Source organism: Chryseobacterium sp. R2ACT005 (genome assembly GCF_049949215.1).
Lineage (GTDB): Bacteria > Bacteroidota > Bacteroidia > Flavobacteriales > Weeksellaceae > Chryseobacterium.
In genome coordinates, this window is sequence record NZ_CP188192.1 from 5,162,285 (window position 1) to 5,185,313 (window position 23,029).

General features: G+C 36.2%; 22 protein-coding genes. 11 read left to right on the forward strand and 11 right to left on the reverse strand.

Translation table 11 applies throughout. From position 1 onward, the window contains the following. Positions 1-242 precede the first annotated feature (242 nt). Entirely contained in the window at positions 243-1,703 is a 1,461-nt protein-coding gene (gene guaB / locus ACPF63_RS23650) for an IMP dehydrogenase (protein WP_426481524.1), read from the forward strand. Positions 1,704-2,052: 349 nt separating this feature from the next. Continuing rightward, positions 2,053-3,921 carry a GEVED domain-containing protein gene (locus ACPF63_RS23655; RefSeq protein WP_426481525.1) on the forward strand — a complete coding sequence of 623 codons (1,869 nt, stop codon included), beginning with the start codon at positions 2,053-2,055 and terminating at the stop codon, positions 3,919-3,921. A 54-nt stretch (positions 3,922-3,975) separates the two neighbouring features. On the opposite strand, the gene ACPF63_RS23660 is transcribed toward ACPF63_RS23655, so the two are convergent. From ACPF63_RS23660 to ruvC, 5 genes are all read right to left on the reverse strand, one after another. Next, the gene (locus tag ACPF63_RS23660) at positions 3,976-4,206 is read right to left on the reverse strand and encodes a KTSC domain-containing protein (protein WP_426481526.1); all 231 of its coding nucleotides are present in this window, start codon (positions 4,204-4,206) and stop codon (positions 3,976-3,978) included. Positions 4,207-4,269: 63 nt separating this feature from the next. Beyond that, the gene (locus ACPF63_RS23665; protein ID WP_426481527.1) at positions 4,270-4,962 is read right to left on the reverse strand and encodes a T9SS type A sorting domain-containing protein; all 693 of its coding nucleotides are present in this window, start codon (positions 4,960-4,962) and stop codon (positions 4,270-4,272) included. Positions 4,963-4,967: 5 nt separating this feature from the next. Beyond that, positions 4,968-5,561: a phage tail protein gene (locus ACPF63_RS23670; protein WP_426481528.1), complete on the reverse strand. Its 594-nt coding sequence runs from the start codon at positions 5,559-5,561 to the stop codon at positions 4,968-4,970. Positions 5,562-5,734: 173 nt separating this feature from the next. Continuing rightward, a complete protein-coding gene (locus ACPF63_RS23675; protein WP_184557930.1) occupies positions 5,735-6,805 on the reverse strand; it encodes a DUF4407 domain-containing protein in 1,071 nt (356 codons plus the stop codon). Positions 6,806-6,957: 152 nt separating this feature from the next. Further along, entirely contained in the window at positions 6,958-7,512 is a 555-nt protein-coding gene (ruvC, locus tag ACPF63_RS23680; protein ID WP_426481529.1) for a crossover junction endodeoxyribonuclease RuvC, read from the reverse strand. A gap of 100 nt (positions 7,513-7,612) precedes the next feature. Between ruvC and ACPF63_RS23685 the strand changes: the two genes are divergently transcribed. Both ACPF63_RS23685 and ACPF63_RS23690 read left to right on the forward strand, forming a co-directional pair. Further along, a complete protein-coding gene (locus ACPF63_RS23685) occupies positions 7,613-8,104 on the forward strand; it encodes a hypothetical protein (protein WP_426481530.1) in 492 nt (163 codons plus the stop codon). A gap of 2 nt (positions 8,105-8,106) precedes the next feature. Next, the gene (locus tag ACPF63_RS23690) at positions 8,107-9,465 is read left to right on the forward strand and encodes a M64 family metallopeptidase (protein WP_077418780.1); all 1,359 of its coding nucleotides are present in this window, start codon (positions 8,107-8,109) and stop codon (positions 9,463-9,465) included. Between the two features lie 30 nt (positions 9,466-9,495). On the opposite strand, the gene ACPF63_RS23695 is transcribed toward ACPF63_RS23690, so the two are convergent. After that, a complete protein-coding gene (locus ACPF63_RS23695) occupies positions 9,496-10,020 on the reverse strand; it encodes a 2'-5' RNA ligase family protein (RefSeq protein ID WP_426481531.1) in 525 nt (174 codons plus the stop codon). A 79-nt stretch (positions 10,021-10,099) separates the two neighbouring features. Here ACPF63_RS23695 and ACPF63_RS23700 point away from each other — a divergent pair, with 79 nt between their 5' ends. Beyond that, a complete protein-coding gene (locus tag ACPF63_RS23700; RefSeq protein ID WP_047385914.1) occupies positions 10,100-10,423 on the forward strand; it encodes a PadR family transcriptional regulator in 324 nt (107 codons plus the stop codon). Further along, positions 10,420-11,139 carry a hypothetical protein gene (locus ACPF63_RS23705; protein WP_426481532.1) on the forward strand — a complete coding sequence of 240 codons (720 nt, stop codon included), beginning with the start codon at positions 10,420-10,422 and terminating at the stop codon, positions 11,137-11,139. Before ACPF63_RS23700 ends, ACPF63_RS23705 begins: the two co-directional genes overlap by 4 nt. Before the next feature lie 16 nt (positions 11,140-11,155). Here the strand turns inward: ACPF63_RS23705 and ACPF63_RS23710 are convergent, their stop codons facing one another. After that, a complete protein-coding gene (locus ACPF63_RS23710) occupies positions 11,156-12,268 on the reverse strand; it encodes a serine hydrolase domain-containing protein (RefSeq protein WP_426481533.1) in 1,113 nt (370 codons plus the stop codon). A gap of 172 nt (positions 12,269-12,440) precedes the next feature. Between ACPF63_RS23710 and ACPF63_RS23715 the strand changes: the two genes are divergently transcribed. Then, the gene (locus tag ACPF63_RS23715) at positions 12,441-13,859 is read left to right on the forward strand and encodes a pyridoxal phosphate-dependent decarboxylase family protein (RefSeq protein ID WP_426481534.1); all 1,419 of its coding nucleotides are present in this window, start codon (positions 12,441-12,443) and stop codon (positions 13,857-13,859) included. A gap of 35 nt (positions 13,860-13,894) precedes the next feature. On the opposite strand, the gene ACPF63_RS23720 is transcribed toward ACPF63_RS23715, so the two are convergent. From ACPF63_RS23720 to ACPF63_RS23730, 3 genes are all read right to left on the reverse strand, one after another. Beyond that, positions 13,895-14,605 carry a diphthine--ammonia ligase gene (locus ACPF63_RS23720; RefSeq protein WP_426481535.1) on the reverse strand — a complete coding sequence of 237 codons (711 nt, stop codon included), beginning with the start codon at positions 14,603-14,605 and terminating at the stop codon, positions 13,895-13,897. Between the two features lie 42 nt (positions 14,606-14,647). Next, positions 14,648-15,706, reverse strand: a complete 1,059-nt coding sequence (locus ACPF63_RS23725) for a hypothetical protein (RefSeq protein WP_426481536.1) — start codon at positions 15,704-15,706, stop codon at positions 14,648-14,650. 91 nt (positions 15,707-15,797) lie between these two features. After that, on the reverse strand, positions 15,798-19,145 hold the full coding sequence (locus ACPF63_RS23730) for a methylmalonyl-CoA mutase family protein (RefSeq protein ID WP_077418786.1): 3,348 nt from the start codon (positions 19,143-19,145) through the stop codon (positions 15,798-15,800). A 249-nt stretch (positions 19,146-19,394) separates the two neighbouring features. On the opposite strand from ACPF63_RS23730, the gene ACPF63_RS23735 reads away from it, so the two are divergent. Next, positions 19,395-19,727 carry a hypothetical protein gene (locus ACPF63_RS23735; protein WP_077419348.1) on the forward strand — a complete coding sequence of 111 codons (333 nt, stop codon included), beginning with the start codon at positions 19,395-19,397 and terminating at the stop codon, positions 19,725-19,727. Here the strand turns inward: ACPF63_RS23735 and ACPF63_RS23740 are convergent. Continuing rightward, positions 19,724-20,836: a DUF3667 domain-containing protein gene (locus tag ACPF63_RS23740; protein WP_426481537.1), complete on the reverse strand. Its 1,113-nt coding sequence runs from the start codon at positions 20,834-20,836 to the stop codon at positions 19,724-19,726. The two genes, ACPF63_RS23735 and ACPF63_RS23740, sit on opposite strands and share 4 nt — an antisense overlap. Before the next feature lie 348 nt (positions 20,837-21,184). On the opposite strand from ACPF63_RS23740, the gene rplM reads away from it, so the two are divergent. From rplM to rpsB, 3 genes are all read left to right on the forward strand, one after another. Next, positions 21,185-21,640 carry a 50S ribosomal protein L13 gene (rplM, locus tag ACPF63_RS23745; RefSeq protein WP_047385928.1) on the forward strand — a complete coding sequence of 152 codons (456 nt, stop codon included), beginning with the start codon at positions 21,185-21,187 and terminating at the stop codon, positions 21,638-21,640. Between the two features lie 6 nt (positions 21,641-21,646). After that, positions 21,647-22,033, forward strand: coding sequence for a 30S ribosomal protein S9 (rpsI, locus tag ACPF63_RS23750; RefSeq protein ID WP_047385930.1), 387 nt, complete (start codon positions 21,647-21,649; stop codon positions 22,031-22,033). 187 nt (positions 22,034-22,220) lie between these two features. After that, the gene (gene rpsB, locus ACPF63_RS23755; protein WP_047373581.1) at positions 22,221-22,982 is read left to right on the forward strand and encodes a 30S ribosomal protein S2; all 762 of its coding nucleotides are present in this window, start codon (positions 22,221-22,223) and stop codon (positions 22,980-22,982) included. Positions 22,983-23,029 lie beyond the last annotated feature (47 nt).

Sequence of the window (23,029 nt, forward strand, 5' to 3'; positions counted from 1 at the left end):
CATTATACATCCATAAAAATAATTTAGGTGAAAATGAAAACCAGGTCAAGTAAGCCTTTTAACAACCAGTTTAATCAGATTTAACAAGTAGTTTCTACATATTCAATTATTTTGTACCGTAACCGTTCTGATAAAAGAACGGTTTTTTCGATTTAAGTTATTGATTATTAAATTTTATTTAAACTATTAAAAAGGATTTTCATATCTCACTAAAATAACCTAATTTTGCAAAGAAAGTAAAGATGTCTATTCATAACAAAATTGTAGAGACAGCCATCACTTTCGATGACGTTCTTCTAGTCCCTTCTTATTCAGAAGTTTTACCTAACCAGGTTTCATTAAAATCAAGACTTACCGACAAAATCACGCTGAATGTTCCGATAGTTTCCGCTGCGATGGACACTGTTACTGAAGCTGATCTGGCTATTGCTTTAGCAAGAGTTGGAGGATTAGGTTTTATCCACAAAAACATGACGATCGATGAGCAGGCAGCTCAGGTAAACCGTGTAAAGCGTTCCGAAAACGGAATGATCTCAGATCCGGTTACATTATCTAAAGATCATACTTTAGGTGAAGCTAGAGATCTTATGTCAAGATATAAGATTTCCGGTCTTCCGGTGGTAGATCCTAATAATGTTCTGATCGGAATTATTACCAACAGAGATGTAAAATATCAGGAAAACCTTGATATGAAAGTGGAAGAGATCATGACCAAAGAAAATCTGATCACTTCAGACAAAGATACCAACCTTGAAAAGGCAAAAGAAATCCTTCTTAAAAACAGAGTTGAAAAACTTCCTATTGTAGATAAAGATAATAAACTTGTAGGATTAATCACCATCAAGGATATTGATAATCAATTGGAATATCCAAACGCTAATAAAGACCAGAATGGTCGTCTTATCGTAGGAGCAGGAGTAGGAGTAGGAGAAGATACATTGGCAAGAATTGAGGCTTTGGTACAGGCAGGAGTTGATATTGTAGCAATTGATTCAGCTCACGGTCATTCTAAAGGAGTTTTAGATAAAATCTCAGAAATCAGAAAAGCATATCCAAACCTTGATGTTGTAGGTGGAAATATTGTAACTGCAGAAGCTGCTAAAGACCTTATTAAAGCTGGAGCTAACGTACTGAAAGTTGGAGTAGGCCCGGGTTCTATCTGTACAACAAGAGTAGTTGCAGGAGTAGGGGTTCCTCAGTTATCTGCGATCTATAACGTTTACGAATATGCTAAGTCACAAAATGTAACGGTAATTGCTGATGGTGGAATCAAACTTTCAGGAGATATCGTTAAAGCGATTGCAAGTGGAGCAGGAGCAGTAATGCTTGGTTCTCTTTTAGCGGGTACAGATGAAGCACCAGGGGAAGAAATTATTTTCCAGGGAAGAAAATTCAAGTCTTACCAAGGTATGGGAAGTCTTTCTGCTATGAAGAGAGGAGGCAAAGAGAGATATTTCCAGAGTGAAGCTAAAAAATTCGTTCCGGAAGGAATCGAAGGAAGGGTTCCGCATAAAGGAAAATTGGAAGATGTAATTTTCCAGTTGACAGGAGGTCTAAGAGCCGGTATGGGATACTGTGGATCTAAGGATATTGAAGCACTGCAAAGAGATTCTAAACTGGTAATGATTACAGGAAGCGGATTGAAAGAATCCCACCCTCATGATGTAATTATTACACAGGAGGCTCCGAATTATTCTTTATAAAATTATAATTGAATTTATATATTAAAAACCGCACAATTAGTGCGGTTTTTTTATTTTGCATTTGTATTTTAACTTATTGATTAATAGTAATTTGCTTTTATATGTTTGGTTTTTAAAATTATATATTTCTCTTTATTCTGTATATTTTTTTAAGGAAAATTTAAATAAAGTAATAGTAGTTTGAAGTGGTGTTAATTTTATTTTGGTTTAAAAATGTAACAATAATGAACTTTTTTCTACTAACTGAAGTGAAATTTAAAATTTTACATTGATTTTGATGATAAATATTGTTGATTGATATGTGAAATTAATGAATTTTCAACTTGTTTAATTTTTTTAAATTATTGTAATGAAGAAAACTATCCTTTGTGGGGCATTGCTACTATCCCTTTCAATATCAGCACAGCAAAAAAAAGAATGGTGTGACTTTGATAATGAACAGAGAGTACACCAGAAACAGAATGCGGAAATTGATGAAATGGTTCGCAATATGCGTAACAAAATTATTAGCAGTAATCAAAATACTACTGCTAAAGGTGGAAGTGCATACAAAATTGTAAATGGAGTTTATGAAATTCCTGTTGTAGTACACGTAATAGCACCTACAGGAGCTGCTATTGGAACTACTTATAATAAGAGTGATGCACAAATTCAGGCGTGGTTGGATCATTGCAATCAAATGTATGCAGGTACTTATCAGTGGGCTCAGGGAATTCCCGCAGACTTTGGTACTGCAGCTACAATGCCGATTAAATTGGTGTTGGCTAAAAGGGATCCTAACTGTAATGCTACTACAGGTATTGTCAGATATAACGGGGGAGCTCTTACAGGATATGATACTTATGGGGTGAAACGTAGTGGTACAAATGGTGTTACTACAGATCAGATTAAATCAATTGCTCCGCACTGGTCTGAGGCATCTTACTTTAATATTTATATTATGAATAAAGTAGATGGTGGTGGAACATATGGTATTATGGGATGGGCAGGTCTGCCTCAAAATTCTGATGATAACTACGAATCGTTTATGAAATCTTTTGTAGTTACTTTACAGGATGATATTACTTTGGCTCACGAATTTGGACATAGTATGGGATTACTTCATACATTTGGTAATGCTAACGCTCAACCGCCACAAGGTACTACTTCTACTACTTACTGCCCGGCGATGACTTATAATGATTGTAATAAAGATGATGATCAGGTATGTGATACAGAAAGATCAAGAAGCTTACTGAATGATCCTGCACCTACTAACAATGATATGAATTATTGTACAGGAGCAAACTATCAGGGAGTACAGTATAACATGATGAATTATACCAATCCACCAGCATTTAAGTTTACCAATGGACAGCATGACAGGGCTGCTCTTTACTTCTTTTTAATGAGAGGATCTTTGAGTTCTTCATTAGGAGGAACAGCTCCATCTACTGCTGCTGCGATTGGAACGCCTATTGCTGCAACATGTAATCCCGCAGGTATTACTACAGCAGATGATTATTTTGTAGGACCAACTCTTGTAAAACTGGGAAGTATTAATAATGCAACTACTGGATATTGGCATAATAATGCTAATTTTTATGAAGACTATACTGGAGCAAGCTGCCTGAAAGCTACATCAACTGAACTTTCATCAACGGGAACACATAACCTTCAGGTAAATGTATCAGGTTCAAATAATGAAATAAGAGTTTGGATTGACTATAATAATAATGGAACGTTTGAAGCTTCTGAACTTGTAGCTTCTGCTGATAATATTATAGCAGATCCAGCTACAGAAATAGGTACTTACAGTACTACAATTACAGCTCCAGCTTCAACGGTATTGAATACTCCATTAAGAATGAGAGTTCTTGTAGATGATGAGAATCCTAACATGACCCCTTGTGGACAATTAATGTACGGACAGGTTGAAGATTATACAGTGAAATTTGTTACTAATTTAGGAACAAACGAAGTGAAAGCTGATAATAGTGATTTGACAGTGTATCCTAACCCGGTAGCAACCGGAGATAAAATCTTCATTAAAGCTAAAAATGGTAAAAACCTGAAAGTTTCTATTTCTGATATGGCAGGAAGATTGGTAGCAAGCCCGTCTGCAACTGAAGAAGGAAATGGTATTTTCAAAGTAGATCAGCAGTTAGGAAAAGGAGTATATATGATTCAGGTTTCTAACGGAAAAGACTCTAAAACTTCAAAATTGATCATCAAATAAATTGATCAAATTTTAAAATAATATAAATGTCTCCATTTCAATGGGGACATTTTTTTATTCAATCCTAATATATTTAAATCTGGGCTTTATGACTTTGTTCAGGAACTGTCCTTTAGATTTTGCCTTTCCGAACTTTTCTATGATATCAGAGGGTACTTTAAAATAGTCATAAACCGCTCCTGACTGATATATAATCCTCAATATTTCAGTACCCGGGAAATAGATGAAATGATGTACAACACTTGAAGGCATGCTACAGTTCATACAATAAATGTTCCTTATCATCAAAAATAAAAAGCTTCCGGTAATTCCGAAAGCTTCAAAGATGTGTTCCTGTAAAATAGTAGTTTATTTTTTCACGAATTTAAATTGATGAGTTTGGAAATTCCTGGTATTTATTTTTAATATATAACCACCTGGAATAAGTTGTGAGACATCAATTTTTGAATCAAACATTTCAGTTTTTACAAGTCGTCCGTCCATATTATAAATTTGGATAGATAATCCGTCATCAATGCCGGAAATACGAATGAAATCTGTCACAGGGTTCGGGAAGATCTGGATTTTATGTTTAGAAAGATCTGAAGTTCCCAATGTTGTGGTCTGTACGTCACCCGTCATGGTGGAATTTATTGCAGTAAGATTTCCACCACATTGTCCGTTAGTCATTGCTGTATTTTCAACCCAAGTTCCGACGCTGTTGCCTGGTGGTATCGGAACAGAATTGTTTCCTGTTGAATTATAATAAATCAGATAAGGAGTCGTAAAAGTTCCATTGCCTTCATCACCAAGAAATTCCCATCTTGTAAGGGTATTGTTCCATTGGATTTTAAATTCACAGGTGCCTAATCCATCACAATCTTGTCCGCCGTCAACAGGAGTTGTCATATAAATGTTTTTGTTGAAAGCATCTACTCCGGTTTTGTTAAAAGTATATGTATTCGGCGGGCTGCTAAACAGATTAGGACATCCATTAAACGTTATGGTCTGTGCAAAAGTTGAGCTTCCGGCGAGCAGACATAATAAGTAAAGAATTTTCATAACCGTTAATTTTGTGATGGATAAACTCCAGCCAATGCAATAATGCATTTCAGAGTGATGAAAGGAGGTCTGTTTTCATGAGGCTGGCTTCCTCCTGTGTTTCCTACCATTGTGCTTTTCATCGTAGTATTGGCCGCTGCGTCGGAATATTCTTTATCGAGAATTTTGGTGTCTGCCGGAAGATTATTTGTTGGTGAATTTTGATTTCCTTCCGCTGTTACGGCATTTACAGTATGATTGTGAGCTGGCATTTGTGTTATCAATAATGTTACACTTTCAGTTCCACCGGTTTCTCCCATAGTGTAGTTTGTTGGCCCTCCAGGAGCCTGTCCGTTATGAACAAGAACTCTTCCCCTCATATCGGGTAAAGCAAATGTGGTTGTTCCATTTCCTCCATAAGTAGTTCCTAACAATGAAAAAAGTGCTTGATTTTGAGCGATAGGCAGGATCTGCCCATTACATTCTGCCCAGTATTTTGGTGCAAAATTATAAGGTACAAAGGCTATTTGCCCTAAAAATGGTTCTGATGCCTGAGCTTTTAAAGCAGGGGCAAATGCACCGCAGATCAGCAGTGTACATACAAGAAATAAATTTTTCATGATGACAAGATTTTAAGTAATATAAAATTAGAAAATATTTCACATATAATCAATTATAAAAACAAAAACCTTTCATTAATTTAATGAAAGGTAGATTTTATTAATGAAATATTAATTTTTTATAGATTTTTTCTCTAATGTTTAAATTGCTCAATAGCCAATGCAGATGATCATTAATTTTTCAGATTATCCTTAAAATCTTCAATTCTGAAATCTGTCAGAGCGTTTCCTTTTTCAATTTTCTCTTTGGAATACAACCTGAAATCATTTTCTGTTTTTTCTAAAAGATAGTCGTAGGGTCCTATATGAGAAATTAATTTTACCAGAACCGGAGAGATCTCAAGACAGATGAACAGTCCCATAATAAAAGCTGCTGCCAATCCTATAATCGCTGAATTCTTACCCAGTTCATCCAATGCCTGAAGCCTTGCTGCAAACCCATTGAATTTGTCCTCAAAAGTCTCTGTAGATTTTCTTTCTGTTTCCAGATTCGTGTATACCTTGGATATTTCTTTGTCTAAATATTCCAGTCTGGGAGCAGCTTGTTTTTGATAATTCTCAAGATCCTGTCTGCGTTGCTCTTTTAATTCCTGTTTACGTTTAGCATTCGGTCCGTAACCCTCTTTTCCACTGGTTAAACCCGATTGTTTTCCCAGGATTTCTTTTTCAAGTTCTACTGAAGCAGAATCATAGGATTTCTGATACTGTGCTATTTTTCCTGAAATCTGCTGTTTTTCGGTTTCAAAAGGCCCGCTCTGTTGAAGAATCCTTCCATTCATTTCACCCTGAAGCTGCTTTTTATTCCTTTGAATGATGGTATTCAACTGTTTATTTACCTCTTTCTCAAAAATTTTAAGCTCTAATGGTTTAGAAATAATAATCCCTAAAAATGTGGCTAGGATAAGACGGGGAATAGCCATCAGAATCTGATTCCACCATGTTCCTGTTTTTTTAATGGAAGAAACGATATAACGGTCAAGATTAAAAATCATCAATCCCCAAAGAATTCCAAATCCTACAGCTGCCCAAATGTTGTCAAAAACTGTATACATCGCGTAGCCTGCAGATAAAGTGGCAAATACTGCAGTGAAAAGTACAATCCCTCCAATCCCTGAAAATTTATTCCATTCACTCGGAGTCTTTCTTAAGATATGGATGTTCCCGCCGGAACACACCATCAGAAACTTTTGGAACCAGTTTATTTTATGAGTCCCTTGATTTATAGTTTGTTGGTTTGTTTTCATAACTGAAAATTTATACAAAGGTAATACTAAAAATCATACCAATGTAAAAGATAGTATTATGTTTTACCAAGTAATTGAATGTGTTTTCGTAAAAATCTGTTTTTAAGACGATTAAATTTACTTTTTTGAAATTTTCAAGGAGAAGATCAAAATTACTTCAATCTATCAGGATTCTGTTTCAAAAAACTATCCCATCCGGAATATGATTTGGTATCTGCTATTGTTCCGGAATTAAAATGATGACATACAGCAACGGCAAGCCCGTCAGAGGCATCCAGGTATTTGGTAGGGAATTCTTTTAAATTAAGAAGATTCTGAAGCATCCCTGCCACCTGTTCTTTACTGGCATTTCCGTTTCCGGTGATGGCCATTTTGATTTTTTTAGGAGAATATTCGGTGATAGGAATATTTCTGTAAAGGCTGGCAGCCATAGCAACTCCCTGTGCACGGCCAAGTTTAAGCATACTCTGTACGTTTTTTCCAAAGAAAGGAGCTTCAAGAGCAACTTCATCAGGATGAAACTCATCAATAAGAGACAGCGTTCTTTCAAAAATATATTTGAGCTTTGTTTCGTGATTGGGATATTTCTTTAAGATCAGTTCATGGATAGAAACCATCTCCATTTTTCCTTTTTTTACGGAGATAATGCCAAACCCCATCACAGTTGTTCCCGGGTCAATACCTAAAATTATTTTCTCTGAAATCATTGCCCCAAAGATAGGACTTTCTGTGTTTTAAGCTGAAAAAAGTATTTGTAATGATTTTCGTTCATATTTAAAACTTTAGTAACTTTAAACAAAAATGATTATGAAAAATGTATTTAATGTACTTATTGTTCCTGTTTTTCTGTTCTGCAGCTTTCAGAAAGAAAATGGATTAACTCAAAAAAGGCAATCGCTTTCAGAAACTGTGGCAAGAAAAGGCGATAGGATTATTTATTTGTTTTTCAAGGCAGATAAAGATCAATCAGGAAATGCAAAAATTACCCTGCAAAGTTCTAAAATTACAGATGGCAGGTTGAAACACACCCCTTCTTTTGAAAGAAATGGAGTGGATAAGGGAGATCTTATCATCACATTGACAGAGTCTGGAGGGAAAGAAGTTGCCAAGCAGCTTGTAAAAGATCCTTTTAATCCTGAATTGGAAGTGTATGAAAAAGAAGGTATTTCCAGACATAAAGCTTCCCTTCAAAGCACGGAATTCAGTGCCCGTTTTTCCTATTCTGAAAATGTTCAGACTATAAAGATTGAAAAGGCAACTGATGATGGAGCACAACTATTATTCACACAAAAACTATAATTATGAAAAAAGTTTTATTATCCCTTTTAATAGGAAGCAGCTGTTTTGCCCAGTCATTTGAGACTGTTCCTCTTTTACAGAACGGAGACAACAGTAAGCGGGTTGTGATTGCTGTGTTAGGAGACGGCTTTACCGCTGCACAGCAGGCTGCTTTCACAACATCAGCTCAGAATACGGTCAACTATCTTTTTACAAAAAGTCCCTATACAGAATATAAAAATTACTTTAATGCCTATGCGGTAAAAGTGATTTCTACAGAATCAGGAGTGAAACACCCGGGGACTGCCACAGATGTTACTGAACCCGTAATTCCTGTAACCAATCCCAATAACTATCTTGGTTCTACCTTCGATGTTGGAGTTCACAGATGTATATACAGTAATACAACCAATAAAGTAGGGCAGGTTTTGGCGGCCAATATCCCGGATTATGATATCACCTATGTATTGGGTAATTCTACGGAATACGGAGGTTGTGGAGGTACCTATGCCTTTGCTTCCTTAAATGGTTCTTCTAATGAAATTGTGGTACATGAGCTAGGACATTCCTTTGGTAAATTAGCTGATGAATATTGGTTTTCAGGTACATTGGAATCCGCAAATAAAACCCAAAACTCCAATCCTGCGACGATCAAATGGAAAAATTGGGTAGGATTAAACGGGGTAGGTGTCTATGCTCATGCTGAAAGCCCAACCTGGTTCCGTCCGCATCAGAGTTGTGAGATGAGATATCTTAACCAGCAGTTTTGCTCCGTATGCAAAGAAGCAATTATCGAAAAAATCCATAGTTTAGTGTCTCCTGTAGATTCCTATACACCGGCAAATAACACTTCAGTAGATGCCACATCAAATGTTACTTTCACGGTCACTGAAATTCTTCCTATTCCTAATACATTGGTGAACACCTGGACATTAAATGGAACAGCTTTGGGGGCTACAGGAAATAGTGTTACCATTACTCCCGGACAACTTAACAATGGAAATAATACTTTGACATTTTCGGTCGTAGATAATAATCCGCTTTTAAAAGTTGATAATCACAGCACACTTCATGTTACCAATGTTTCCTGGACTCTGAGTAAATCAACTCTTAAACTTTCAGAAGTAAAAGCTGAAGAAAGACGTTTCAGTATTTATCCGAATCCTACAGATGGTGAATTTTTCATTAAAGGGAAACAGGATTTTTCAAAAGATGTAAAAATAGAAATCTATGATACTTCCGGAAAATTGATTCCATCCAGATTTGAATTCAAAGATGCCGGGATAAGAATTGATATTAAAAACTTTCCGGCAGGTACTTATCTGCTGAATGTAAAAGAAAACAAAAATCTGATTCTCTCTCAGAAAATCATAAAAGAATAAATTTGAACTTAACCGGCTCCTGCAGCCGGTTTATTTTTCCAGTTTCTTCTCTGCTATAGGCACCCATTGTCCATCGTGGCGGAGAAGTATTATTTTATCAACTAAGAATTTAGTTTTGTAATCCTTTGTTTCATATTTTTCCCAGGCTTTAAGATAATTTTCCCAACTCAGATCTCTGTAGCCTACAGTCATATGCGGGCTAAAAGAATACGGGACAAAATTAAAATACTCTTTTACCCTATGATAAAGCTCAGTTAAATGAATATTTGCTTTTGGCTGAATATAGAGTACAGGATTTTTAGGATTAGGAAAGTTTCCAAAGCCATCCAGTTCTACTTCAAAAGGATTGATTTCCGTATTGATCTTCTGAAAAGCAATATGAATATCGTCCTCCATTTCAATTTCTCTGGAAAAGGGAGGGAATAGTGTAATATGGGCTTCATTTTTCAAAGCCTTGGAATTGGCATAATTCATTACCAGATCTCTTTTAAAGGCTTTTATTTCTTCAATAATCTCCTGAGGAGGATAAATGGCTATGAAGTACATTTTTTTCATAAGACAAATTAAAAGTTTTTATATTAAATTTATATACATAAGAAAATTATGCATATGTTTGCAATGTATAAATCATTCTATGAAAAAGAATAGTCTTTATAAAGGTACCCTGCAGAATATTATTTTGAAGCTTCTTTCAAAAGAAATCAAAATGTATGGATATCAGATTACTCAAAGGGCAAAAGAACTCACGGAAGGTGAGCTTGAAATGACGGAAGGAGCACTTTATCCATTATTGCACAAACTGGAGGGTGACGGGATGATTATTTCTGAAATTCAGAAAATCAACGGAAGAGACCGTAAATATTATCTGCTGACTGAAAAAGGGAAAAAACAACAGGAAGAAAAAGAGACTGAGATGAAAAGCTACTTATTAAACCTACAAACCATATTCAATTTATGATAACGGAGGAACAGGAAAATAAAATTACAGATTATCTGGTAGCTCAACAGCTCTCATTGGATATTCTGGTAGAAATCAGAGACCATATGATCAGCCAGATTTCAGATCTTCAGTATAAAGAGAATATCAGTTTCGAGGAGGCTTTCTTACAGATAAAAGAATCCTGGAGTGGAGAATTTAAATTAGTTAACTATCTGCTATTCTATCCAACGACAATCCCTTTGATTGCCAAAAAGATTATACAGGAAAAATATGCCGGACTTTTCAGAAAATCTTTAATAATAGGATTGCTGGCTTTAGGAATTAATTTATTGCTGATTTTTACAGCACAAAACCAGGAAGTTTATAATATATTTTTTAAACTGCTTAACGGATCATTTTTATTTGGATCAGTATTGATATTGATTTTTAATTATAAGATCTGGAAATACCTGAAAGCGGATTTCAAATACAAGGAAAAAAGCCTTTATACAATGTATCAGCAGAATATAGGATTATTGGTTGTTTGTGCTTCTTCAATGGTACAGATTGTAATGAAGAACGGGACTTATGCTTATCAGTTTTTCAGAGAACACAATCATTCTGAAGTTGCTCTGACCTTAATTACATTGATCTTCCCTTTCATATTGCAGACGGCACTTGTTTTTGCTGTATTCAATTTTATGGAACACAAAAAGAATTTAGTGAAAATGCAGGAATTCCTTAAACCCGCATAAATAGCACGTTATTCAACTAGTGTTGTGATCTGAGCTGCGTAAGAGTGTTCTCAAGATGATCTGTAATCTTTTTTACTTCAATATGAGGTCTGAAGATAACTCCTTTTCCCTTTTCTTCATCGGCAATATTAGAAAGGATGATTACTGAAGTTTTGGTGTCGGGATAATAGATGTTTAATGAAGGGGAACCTTTTATATAACCGCTGTGGAAATAAGAATTGGGTTGGCCAATATTAAGCATGATGCCGTAAGCGTAGCCCATCTTTCCAAAGATTGCATGACGTCTTTCTGCGCTTTTTGCCATGAATAGCTTCAGCGTTTCTGGTTTTAAAATTTTCCCACCATACAAAGCATTGTTCCATGAATGAAGATCCTGAATAGTGGATAATATTCCACCAGCCGGAGTTCCTATTTCCTGTCCGCCTAATCTTTTCGGCATATTGGGAACTTCCTGAAATCTAGCAGGTGTACCGAGATAAGCACTGGCAAAGTTATTTCCTTTAAAAGTATCTCCGGTTGAAGAATGGTTCATTCCTGCTTTTTGAAAAAGTTCCTGAACGTTTTCAGCATATGATCTTCCGGAAACTTTTTCCACAATCTTTCCAAGGGTATTGAATCCGTCGTTGGAATAGAAGAAGTCAGAACCGCTTTTAAACATAAGCTTTCCTCCCACCATATTTAATCCTGAAGTATGGTTCAATAGCTGATGAATTGTAATATTTTCATATTCTTTGATCTGGAATTCCTTTAAATATTTTGAAACTTTATCTGTCACGTTCAGTTTTCCCTGTTCCATTTGAAGTAATACCAAAACAGCGGTAAACTGCTTGCTTACAGAACCTATGGCAAAAATGGTATTACTGTCAATTTTAGTTTTCTTTTTAAAATCAGAATATCCGTTTTCTCTTCTGTAAAGGGGTATGGTGTCTTTAAAAACAGCAATACTTCCATTGAAATGGTACTTTTTGAAAGCAGAATCAATCTGTTGTTCTAAAAGTGTTTTCTGAAAAGCCGCAACAGTAGAATCGATAATGGCTTTTTTATCAACAGGAGAAGCCTTTGGAGCCTCAGTTGTTGTACAGGAAAATAAAAAACAGAATAGAGTCAGGAATACTAAATTTTTGATCACAGGTGTTGTATTTTTATATGATGGTTGTTACCCTTAAATATACTAAAATATCCAGGAGCATTTAGGGATACAAATTGCGTGCTAGGACGGGCTTTGGATCAATTTAATATTAAATTTAATAATTCTTTAGCGGGTATTTTAATACATTTGATATAGAAATGCATCACAAAGTATGAATGAACACTTGAAAAATGATTCAGCAAACATTGGATACCTGCTGAATATCATCAAAGAACAGGGAACGGATTATCTGAACTCTATTGAAGACAGATCAACATCGGTAATCAATAACAATCTAAATACTCTATTGGAAAAACAGGAGCTCCCGGAATCAGGATTAGGAGCAGAAGAGGCTTTGCGGATTTTCAACGAAAAATTTGAACCGATCATGGTTGGATCAGGAGGACCGAGATATTGGGGATTTGTAACAGGAGGAGCTACACCGGCTTCAATAGCTGGAGATTGGCTGACAACGGTTTATGATCAGAATCCCCAGTCAGTAACAGAGCAGGGAGATGCTTCTGCAAAAATAGAGATGGAAACCATACAGCTTTTACTGAAACTTCTTCAGCTTCCGGAAAGCTTTCTGGGAGGTTTTGTATCGGGAGCTACGATGTCTAATTTTACCTGTTTGGCTGTGGGCCGTCAATGGCTGGGAAAAGAGCAGGGAAGAGATATTGCGAAAGAAGGCATTTCGGGAACAGTAAAGATACTCACAGCGACTCCTCACTCTTCTTCTATAAAATCATTGTCATTATTAGGACTGGGAAGCGCCAATATTATTAAGATCAAAACGGAAGAAGGAAACCGTGAAGCAATCCATATCAAGGATCTGGAAGAAAATATTCTAAAGCTTGATGGGGAGCGATTTATATTGATTTCAAGTGGAGGAACAGTAAATACGGTGGATTTTGATGATTTCAAAGCGATCAGCAAATTAAAAGAAAAATACAATTTCTGGTGGCACATCGATGCCGCTTTTGGTGGTTTTGCAGCTTGTTCGGAAACCCATCATCATCTTGTGGAAGGTTGGGAATATGCCGACAGTATCACAGTAGATTGTCACAAATGGCTGAATGTACCTTATGAAAGTGCCGTATTTTTCATTAAAGAGCAATATAAAATTTTACAGATAGAAACTTTTCAGAATTCAAACGCCCCTTATCTGGGAGATCCGTTGGATAATTTCAACTATTTAAATTTCCTTCCTGAAAACTCAAGAAGATTAAAGGCGCTTCCTGCATGGTTCTCTCTTATGGCTTATGGTAAAAAGGGGTATCAGGAGATTGTGGATAAGAATATATCATGGGCGAAACAGTTTGGACAGCTGATTGAAAACAGTCATGATTTTAAACTGCTGGCTCCGGTAAGACTGAACACAGTTTGCTTTACATTGAAAGATGATGCAAAGCAGGATGCGGTAGGACGATTTCTTGAAAAGCTAAATAATACAGGAAAAGTCTTTATGACCCCTACTTTTTATAATCAGCATAAAGGAGTAAGAGCTGCTTTTGTAAACTGGATGACTAGTGAAAACGATATCAGACAGGTATTTGATCTGATGAATGAAATCATTACTGAAATACAATAATCTATTGAAAAGCCTGTGAAGATTTATCCACAGGCTTATTTTGACAGCAGATCACAAAACCAGAAAACATATTCGCCGTCTTCTTCTTCAGCAGAGGTTTTAGGTTTAGGATAAGTTTTTTTAACTGTTTCCCCGATTTCAAAGTGTACCGGATTTTTGAAAATAGGTCCATCAAAAGTGAAGGTGTGAAACTCACCGTTTTCTCCGCATGGATCTACATTTTCAGGAAGATCATCTATAAATTTCTGATCAATGATTCGTCCTGCAAAGCTTTTATCCAGATAAGTTCCGTTTACACAGGTTACAATGGTTTTAAAACCAAGCTCTAAAAATTCATGGATGAGGTTGGAGGTATCTTGTTTCCAGAGGGGAAATAGAGCCTTCATACCGATGGCATTTAATTGGTCTTCCCTGTATTTTCGCAGATCTTCCAGGAAAATATCACCAAAAACGGAATGGGTAATCCCCTGAGCCTGAATTCCGGCCATTGTTTTGCTCATGATTTGCTGATATTCTTCCATTGATGGTTCTTTGGGAAGCTCCATTTTAATTAACGAAATCCCGAGGCTTTCGGTCTGTTTTTCCAACAGAGAAACATGAACACCATGCATGGAAATCCTTTGAAACTCCTGATTAATGCTGGTAAGCAGAGTAGTGATCTCATATTGATCCTCCTGTAGTGTTTTATAAAGGGCAAGAGCAGAATCTTTTCCGCTGCTCCAGTTGAATAAAGCTTTTGGTTTCATTCTAAAAATAAAAATCTCCCAAAAGTAAGGAGATTTTGTGGGTTAATAATTTTTGTTTTGAATTTCTTTGATCGGAACAAATCCACCATTGAAGTAATCAATTTTCATTTCAAAAGGGTAGGCTGGGTTGGTCATGATCAGAACACCAATGGCACCAAAGAATGCAGCTCCAGTCAGCATCATACTTCCCGCATTGGGATTCGACCTTATTTTTCCGATAAAATAGTAATCATTATCTTTCTTTACCGCCTTGGTAAAAAGGTTTTCTATGGAAAGATAGATGTATGGTTCTCCTTTATACACGATAGCATAGATATTGTCTTTTTTGATTTCTTTTTCTTTGCCGTCTGCCATTTCATAGATTCTTACAATTTTTGGAGCATTACCGTAGAATTTGACATTTGCGATTTCTTGGTCCGGCTGTTGATTCTTTAAAGAGTTATAGTTTTTATATACTCCATCTTTCAGTTGAGGTGAATTGTAAAAACTGATTGACTGCTTGGCGGTATTATCAAAGTTCTTTACTTGTTCAATGGTATAAGAATTGGTTGTTTCTGGCTTTTTAGATGCGTTTTTACTGATGAAATCTACGAGCATTTCGCTTCCTTTTTCAAGTGTTTTTGTGGTAACATCAGTTGCTTTGATATCAATTACTGTATCGGTCTGATCCATCAAAGAGTAAGTTCCATCATTGTTTTTTGAAAACAGAAACCCCTGAAAATAGCAGTAGCCATGCTCGCTGAGTTTGGCAGTAACCTCCGCAAAATATAATTGTTTCAGGTACAGAACCATTGTTCCATCTTCGGTATCATCTCCATTGATGCTGTTCAGGATACTTTGAAATTGGCTTGATATACTGGAGGTGGGAATCACTTTAGCTTTGGCATTCAGCATTCCCTGCTGTACAATTCCTAAAGAAGTGGTATCTTCTCTTTTATCAATAAGTGTTATCGTTTTATAATAGCTCTTCTCTACTTTGTGGCGGGGAAGGCTTATAGTAAATGGTTCGGTACGTTTCTGGCTCCATAAAGCAGATGTAAGACAAATGAGGATTAAGAGCAGGGTTTTCTCAAAATTAATGTTCATGGTTATCTTTTTCATTGTTAATTAGTTTTTAAAATTAAAAATACAAAAAAACCTCAAAGAATTTCTTTGAGGTTTAATTTATAAAAAATGTATGCCCAATTACGGTTTACATATTTCTTCTGTATTTACCACCCACTTCAAATAAAGCGTTGGTAATTTGTCCTAGAGAGCAGTATTTTACAGCATCCATCATTACTTCAAATAAATTTTGCTGGTTGATGGCTGCATGCTGAAGTTGTTTCAGAGCTTCTTCAGATCTGTCGTCATTCGCTTGCTGGAAGTTGTGTAGAGATTCAATCTGTGATTGTTTTTCTTCTTCAGTAGAACGGATAACTTCTCCTGGTAAAACAGTTGGTGAGCCATCTTTCCCTAAGAAAGTATTTACCCCGATAATCGGATATTCACCGGTGTGCTTCAGCCATTCGTAATGCATAGATTCTTCCTGGATTTTTGAACGCTGATACATTGTTTCCATAGCTCCAAGAACACCACCTCTTTCAGTAATTCTGTCAAATTCTGTATATACAGCTTCTTCCACAAGATCCGTTAATTCTTCAATGATAAATGATCCCTGAAGCGGATTTTCGTTTTTAGCCAGTCCTAATTCCTTGTTGATGATCAACTGAATTGCCATGGCTCTTCTTACAGATTGCTCAGTAGGAGTCGTGATCGCCTCATCATAAGCATTGGTGTGAAGTGAATTACAGTTATCATAGATCGCATAAAGCGCCTGAAGAGTTGTTCTGATGTCATTGAAATCAATTTCCTGAGCGTGAAGAGAACGTCCTGAAGTTTGAATGTGATATTTCAGCATCTGGCTTCTTTCGTCAGCTCCGTATTTTAATTTCATAGCTTTTGCCCAGATTCTTCTTGCCACACGTCCGATTACCGAATACTCAGGGTCGATACCATTGGAGAAGAAGAAAGATAAGTTTGGTGCAAAATCATTGATGTCCATTCCACGGCTTAAGTAATATTCCACATAAGTGAAACCGTTGGCCAGGGTGAATGCCAATTGAGAAACTGGGTTTGCTCCTGCTTCAGCAATATGATATCCTGAAATGGAAACAGAGTAGAAGTTTCTTACTTTCTCTCGGATGAAATATTCCTGAACGTCACCCATGAGTCTAAGGGCAAATTCAGTAGAGAAGATACACGTATTCTGAGCCTGGTCTTCTTTTAAGATATCAGCCTGAACGGTACCACGAACGGTAGCAATCGTTTTAGCTTTAATTTCTGCGTATACATTTGCAGGAATTACTTCATCACCCGTTAATCCTAAAAGCTGTAATCCTAAACCATTATTGGATGGAGGAAGTTCGCCTTTATATTTTGGTCTTTCTAAACCTTTATCGTCAAATTTCTCCTTAAGTTTAGCCTCTACTTTAGCTTCTAAACCGTTTTCTTTGATATATTTTTCAACATTCTGATCAATGGCAGCATTCATAAAGAAAGCCAATAGCATCGGTGCAGGACCGTTGATCGTCATGGAAACCGAAGTCAGTGCATTAACCAGATCAAATCCGGAATACAGTTTTTTAGCATCATCCAATGTTGCAATAGAAACTCCTGCATTTCCGATTTTACCATAAATATCCGGTGGTAAAGCAGGATCCTGACCATATAAAGTTACCGAGTCAAATGCTGTGGATAAACGTTTTGCAGGCATTTCTGCAGAAACATAATGGAATCTTCTGTTGGTTCTTTCGGGACCTCCTTCTCCAGCAAACATTCTTGTCGGATCCTCACCGGTTCTCTTGAACGGATAAATTCCTGCTGTATAAGGGAAACTTCCCGGAAGGTTTTCCTGTCCTTTCCATTGGATCAGATCACCCCAGTCATTGTATTTTGGTAATGCAATTTTTGGAATTCTCAAATGAGATAAAGATTCTGTAGAAGTTTCCACCTTAATCTCTTTTCCTCTTACAAAATAAGAGTAGAATTCTTCCTGGAAAGCTTTTTTAGTATCATCCCAGGTTTTCAGAAAGTCGATATTATCTTGTTGAAGATGTTTTTCTGCCTTTTGATATTCAGCCTCTAACACCTCATTGGAAATTATTTTTTTTACGCCTTCAATATGATACATTGTTCTGGCCAGTTCAGCCTGTTTTTCGATATTGATGTCGTATTGCTTGTTGTTTTCAACAATTTCAGAAAGGTAACGAACTCTTTTTGGAGGAATAATTGTTACTTCGTCTGTGATTTCCTGTTCTACAAATGTATTTAGTTTTAAATCAGCAAACTTTTCGTTTACTTTAGAAACCAATCTGTTGTAGAGTTCTGTTGTTCCGTGATCATTAAACTGAGATGCTTTTGTAGCATATACAGGCATGTCTTCTAATGGGCTTTCCCATAAAAGGTGGTTTCTCTGGAACTGTTTTCTTACCGCCTGAAGAGCATCAAGAGCCCCTCTTTTGTCAGATTTATTTAATGCGACCAGATCCGCATAGTCTAACATGTCGATTTTTTCCAGCTGTGTAGACGCTCCATATTCAGGAGTCATTACATACATAGAAACATCGGCAAAATCTGATACTTCTGAACCAGACTGCCCGATCCCTGAAGTTTCAAGGATGATAACATCAGGATGAGCCAGTTTCAGTACATTCAAAGCAGAATGAATGAATGGAGAAACGGAAACGTTATTTTCTCTCGTTGCCATAGAACGCATATACACTCTAGGATCATTGATCGCGTTCATACGGATTCTGTCTCCTAATAAAGCCCCTCCGGTTTTCTTTTTTGATGGGTCAATAGAGATAATGGCAATTTTCTTATCAGTATTTGAACGTAAGAAACGTCTTACCAATTCATCTGTTAAAGAAGACTTACCAGCTCCTCCGGTACCTGTAATACCAATAATTGGAATGGTTAAATCTTTAGACTTTTCGTCAATTGCTTTTACAAGCTCAGGTTTTTCTTCTGAGAAGTTTTCAACAGCAGAGATAATACTGGCGATGCTTGTTGAGTTTTCAAAACTGATGGCATCCAGGTCTTCTGCAGTTACATCTTTTCCTGTCGCAAAATCTGATCTGTGCACAAGATCATCAATCATTCCCTGAAGACCAAGTTCACGACCGTCATCCGGAGAATAAATTCTGTCTATTCCATAAGACATCAGATCTTTGATCTCTTCCGGAAGGATTACACCGCCACCACCGCCAAAAATTTTGATCTGTGGTGAATTTTTTTCTCTCAACAGGTCGTAGATATATTTGAAATATTCTGTGTGACCTCCCTGATATGAAGTTAATGCAATAGCATTGGCATCTTCCTGGATTGCTGTATTTACAACTTCCTCTGCTGATTTATCGTGTCCTAAATGGATCACTTCGCATCCTGTTCCCTGAATAACACGACGCATAATATTGATCGCAGCATCATGCCCATCAAATAATGAGGCAGCAGTTACGATTCTTACCTTGTTGGTTGGAGTATATTTTTGGGTTTCCATAAAAATTCTAGAAAGTTTCTAAGTTTTCAAATATAACAATAAAAAAAGAACCATGTGTTTGATTTTATTCTTTTGATTATCAATTGATTGTTTGTGTTTATTTAATTATATATCCCCTTTTTGAGCAGGATACTTTGAAAGTTGGGAAACCACAGAGTTAAAACAAGTTGCAGTGACTTCGCTTTCAAAGCTCCTCATCTTTACATTCTCAAATTAAATTCTCTACTTTTGCAGAATATTTTTACAGACATGCAAAAAGCTTTGATGTACTTTGGATTAGGAACCGTAATTAGCTTCCTAATCAACTATTTCTTTTTAAGTTCAGAGAATATCGGACTGGATATTTATTATGCTGTTGCCTTTGGTTCTGCCTGGGGACTTGCTTATTATTTGGATACACCCAATTTTTCACTACCTAAGAAATTAGGACTGTCTTTTATAGGAATGGGAATTCTTGTTCTTGTAGGAGCTTTAATTTTTAATCTTGAATTGGCAATTCCATCTATCCTGAAATTTTCTACCGTTTTCGTTGCGTATTATTTATTTGCGAGTTTCAGAGGGAATAAATCTCTTAGAAATTAATGAAGCATAATAAAGCTTAAGTACATCAGTATCATAAACATCAGAAGTAATCCGATATAGTTAATAATAAATAATAAGGAACCTTTGAGTATGCTTATTCTTTTTTTTGTTTCATATACCCTGTGATGTGCTACAAAGAAATAGATCGTCATATAGACTGCCAGTGCTATACAGGCTAAAACATATAACAGGGTAAGTATATTATTGTCCGGAAGAAAGCTTACTATCTTTTCTCCTACTATAAATACTAATATTCCTAATAAAAGGAAAGAGAAATAGTGAAGGGTAAATATACCGTGGTCAAAGTACCACCATTTTTTCTTGTTATGGAACAGCCATAAAAAGAATGCAAATATAGGAAGGTATACAAAGAGCGCTTTAGGAATCGTATGAATGAAATTGTCTTTATATTTTTCCCAGATCTGATGTTTGCTGTATCCTTCTTCCTTTAAAGAAAAAGCTTTTTCTGCCAGGGGTCTCGCTAATGAATATATCCCTGTTTTATCCTTTGCAAGTATAGAATCATACTGTTTTATTGTATAGGCATTCATAATAGACTCTTCTTTCGTATCGAACGTACGGTCAAAAAGTTCAGTCTTTTCTCGGGTATCTTCAATTTTTAGGGTATCCAAAGTTTTTAAAGTATCCAACACCTTTTGAGTATTTGTTGCTACTTCATGGGACAGAACACCTTCTTTTTGTAAATCTTTTACAATGTCTTGTGAAATTTCTTTTGGTTTTTTTGCCTTTGTTTCTTTTTTTATCTGGCTTGGTCTTTCTGCTTCTTCTTTGGCGTGAGGTAAGATGTTGGGTAGAAAAAATGTAATGAAGCTTATGAATATGTACAGCTTTACAGGAGCAACATACAATTGTCTTTTACCAGCCAGATATTCTTTGGTAAGTGTCCCCGGACGGGTAAACAGATACTGCATAGTTTTCCAGAACTGCCCGTCATAATGGGTGAAATCCTCAATGAAATGAGTAAAGAGAAAATGAAAGGGCTGTCTGCTTTCAATATTTTCCTGTCCGCAGTGTGGGCAAAATCTTTCATCAACCTGATGTCCGCAGTTCAGGCAGGTTTTATCATCTCTTAGTTTTCCGTGGCTCATGGATTATGAAATATGATTGACACAAATATAATTATTTCAGCGAAACTGTAATTATATTAATGTCTTTTACGGAAATCTTTAAAGTAAATTTAATAAAAGAAAGAGTTGAGGGAATGAACTCTTTGCTGTATCACTTGTGTTTTTAGAATCTTCTGAGCGTTTTTTTTCATCGCCACAACATTTTACAAGATGCATGCCAAATTATAATAGTGTTAAAATCTATTGATATAGGGGGGTGTAGCCATGATTATATAGATAAAATAAAATATGTTTTTGGGTTACAAAAATAATGTGTACCTTTGCACACCCTTTTAGGGGTAAATTATGTTTAATCTTTAACTAAAACGTGTGAATACATTAAGTTACAAAACTGTTTCAGCGAACAAAGCTACTGCGAATAAAGAATGGGTTGTGGTAGACGCTGAAGGACAGCCGTTAGGTAGACTAGCTTCTACGGTTGCAAAGATTTTGAGAGGTAAGCACAAAACGAACTTTACACCTCACGTAGATTGTGGTGATAACGTTATCGTTTTGAATGCTGGGAAAATTACACTTTCCGGAAACAAGTGGGCTGATAAGACTTATATCTGGCATACAGGATACCCTGGTGGACAGAAGTCTATGACTGCGGCTGAACTTCAAAAGAAAGATTCTTTAAAGGTATTAGAGAAGTCTGTAAAAGGTATGTTGCCTAAAAACAGATTAGGATCTGCTATCCTTAAGAACCTTTATTTATATGAAGGAACTGAGCACAAACATGAAGCTCAACAGCCTAAAACAATTAATGTTAACGAATTTAAATAATTAATTATGTCTATAGTTCACAAAATCGGAAGAAGAAAAACTTCTGTAGCAAGAGTTTATGTAAGACCAGGTTCTGGTGTTATTACAGTAAACGGTAAAGATGCTAAAGAATATTTCTCTACAGACGTGATGGTTTATAAATTGAACCAACCGTTTATCCTTTCTGAGACTGTTGGTCAGTATGACGTTACCGTAAACGTATTCGGTGGTGGTAATACAGGTCAGGCAGAGGCTATCAGATTGGGTATTTCAAGAGCTTTATGCGAAATCAACGCTGAATTCAGATTAGCATTGAAACCAGCTGGTTTACTTACAAGAGACGCAAGAATGGTGGAAAGAAAGAAGCCAGGTCAGAAAAAAGCAAGAAAGAGATTCCAATTCTCAAAACGTTAATTTCGGGATTCAGGATATCAGGCACAAGATTCAAGACTTTGCTCTCAGATCTTGGCTCATGGTTCTTGGTTCTATTTTATCTAAACAAAAAAATTGCCCGTTACGTTTAGCATCCAAACGCTTCTCCCATCTAAAGAAGTTGTTGATTGTTTAAAAGACGGAAAGTAAACTAACAAAAACAGAAAACATGGCAAAAGCAAATGTAAAAGACCTTTTAGAGGCTGGCGTACACTTCGGTCACATGACTAGAAAGTGGAACCCAAATATGGCTCCATACATTTTTATGGAGAAAAACGGTATTCACATTGTAGACTTACATAAAACAGCAGTTAAATTAGATGAAGCTTGCAGCGCTTTAGAAAAATTAACTTCTGCAGGTAAAAAAGTTCTTTTCGTAGCTACTAAGAAGCAAGCGAAAGAAGTTGTTGCAAAACACGCTTCTGAACTTAATATGCCTTATATTACAGAAAGATGGCCAGGAGGTATGTTAACGAATTTCGTTACTATCAGAAAGGCTGTAAAGAAGATGAATGCTATCGACAAAATGAAAAAAGACGGTACGTTCGAAACTTTATCTAAAAAAGAAAGATTACAAGTTGACAGACAAAGAGCTAACTTAGAAAAGAACTTAGGTTCTATCTCTGACATGGTTCGTCTTCCTTCTGCAATCTTCGTTGTAGATATCTTGAGAGAACACATCGCTGTAACTGAAGCTAAAAAATTAGGTATTCCAGTTTTCGGTATTGTTGATACAAACTCTGACCCTAGAAAAGTTGATTTCGTTATCCCAGGAAACGATGATGCTTCTAAATCTATAGATATGATCTTGAGCATTGTTTCAGAATCTATCAAAGAAGGTCAGTCTCAAAGAAAAGCTGATAAAGAAAAATCTAAAGAAGAAGGAGAAGTAGTATCTGCTGATAAAGATGCTGACTTCGATGCAGAATAATTAAAGATTTTCTTTACTATAGGAAAAACGCTGGATCGAAATCCAGC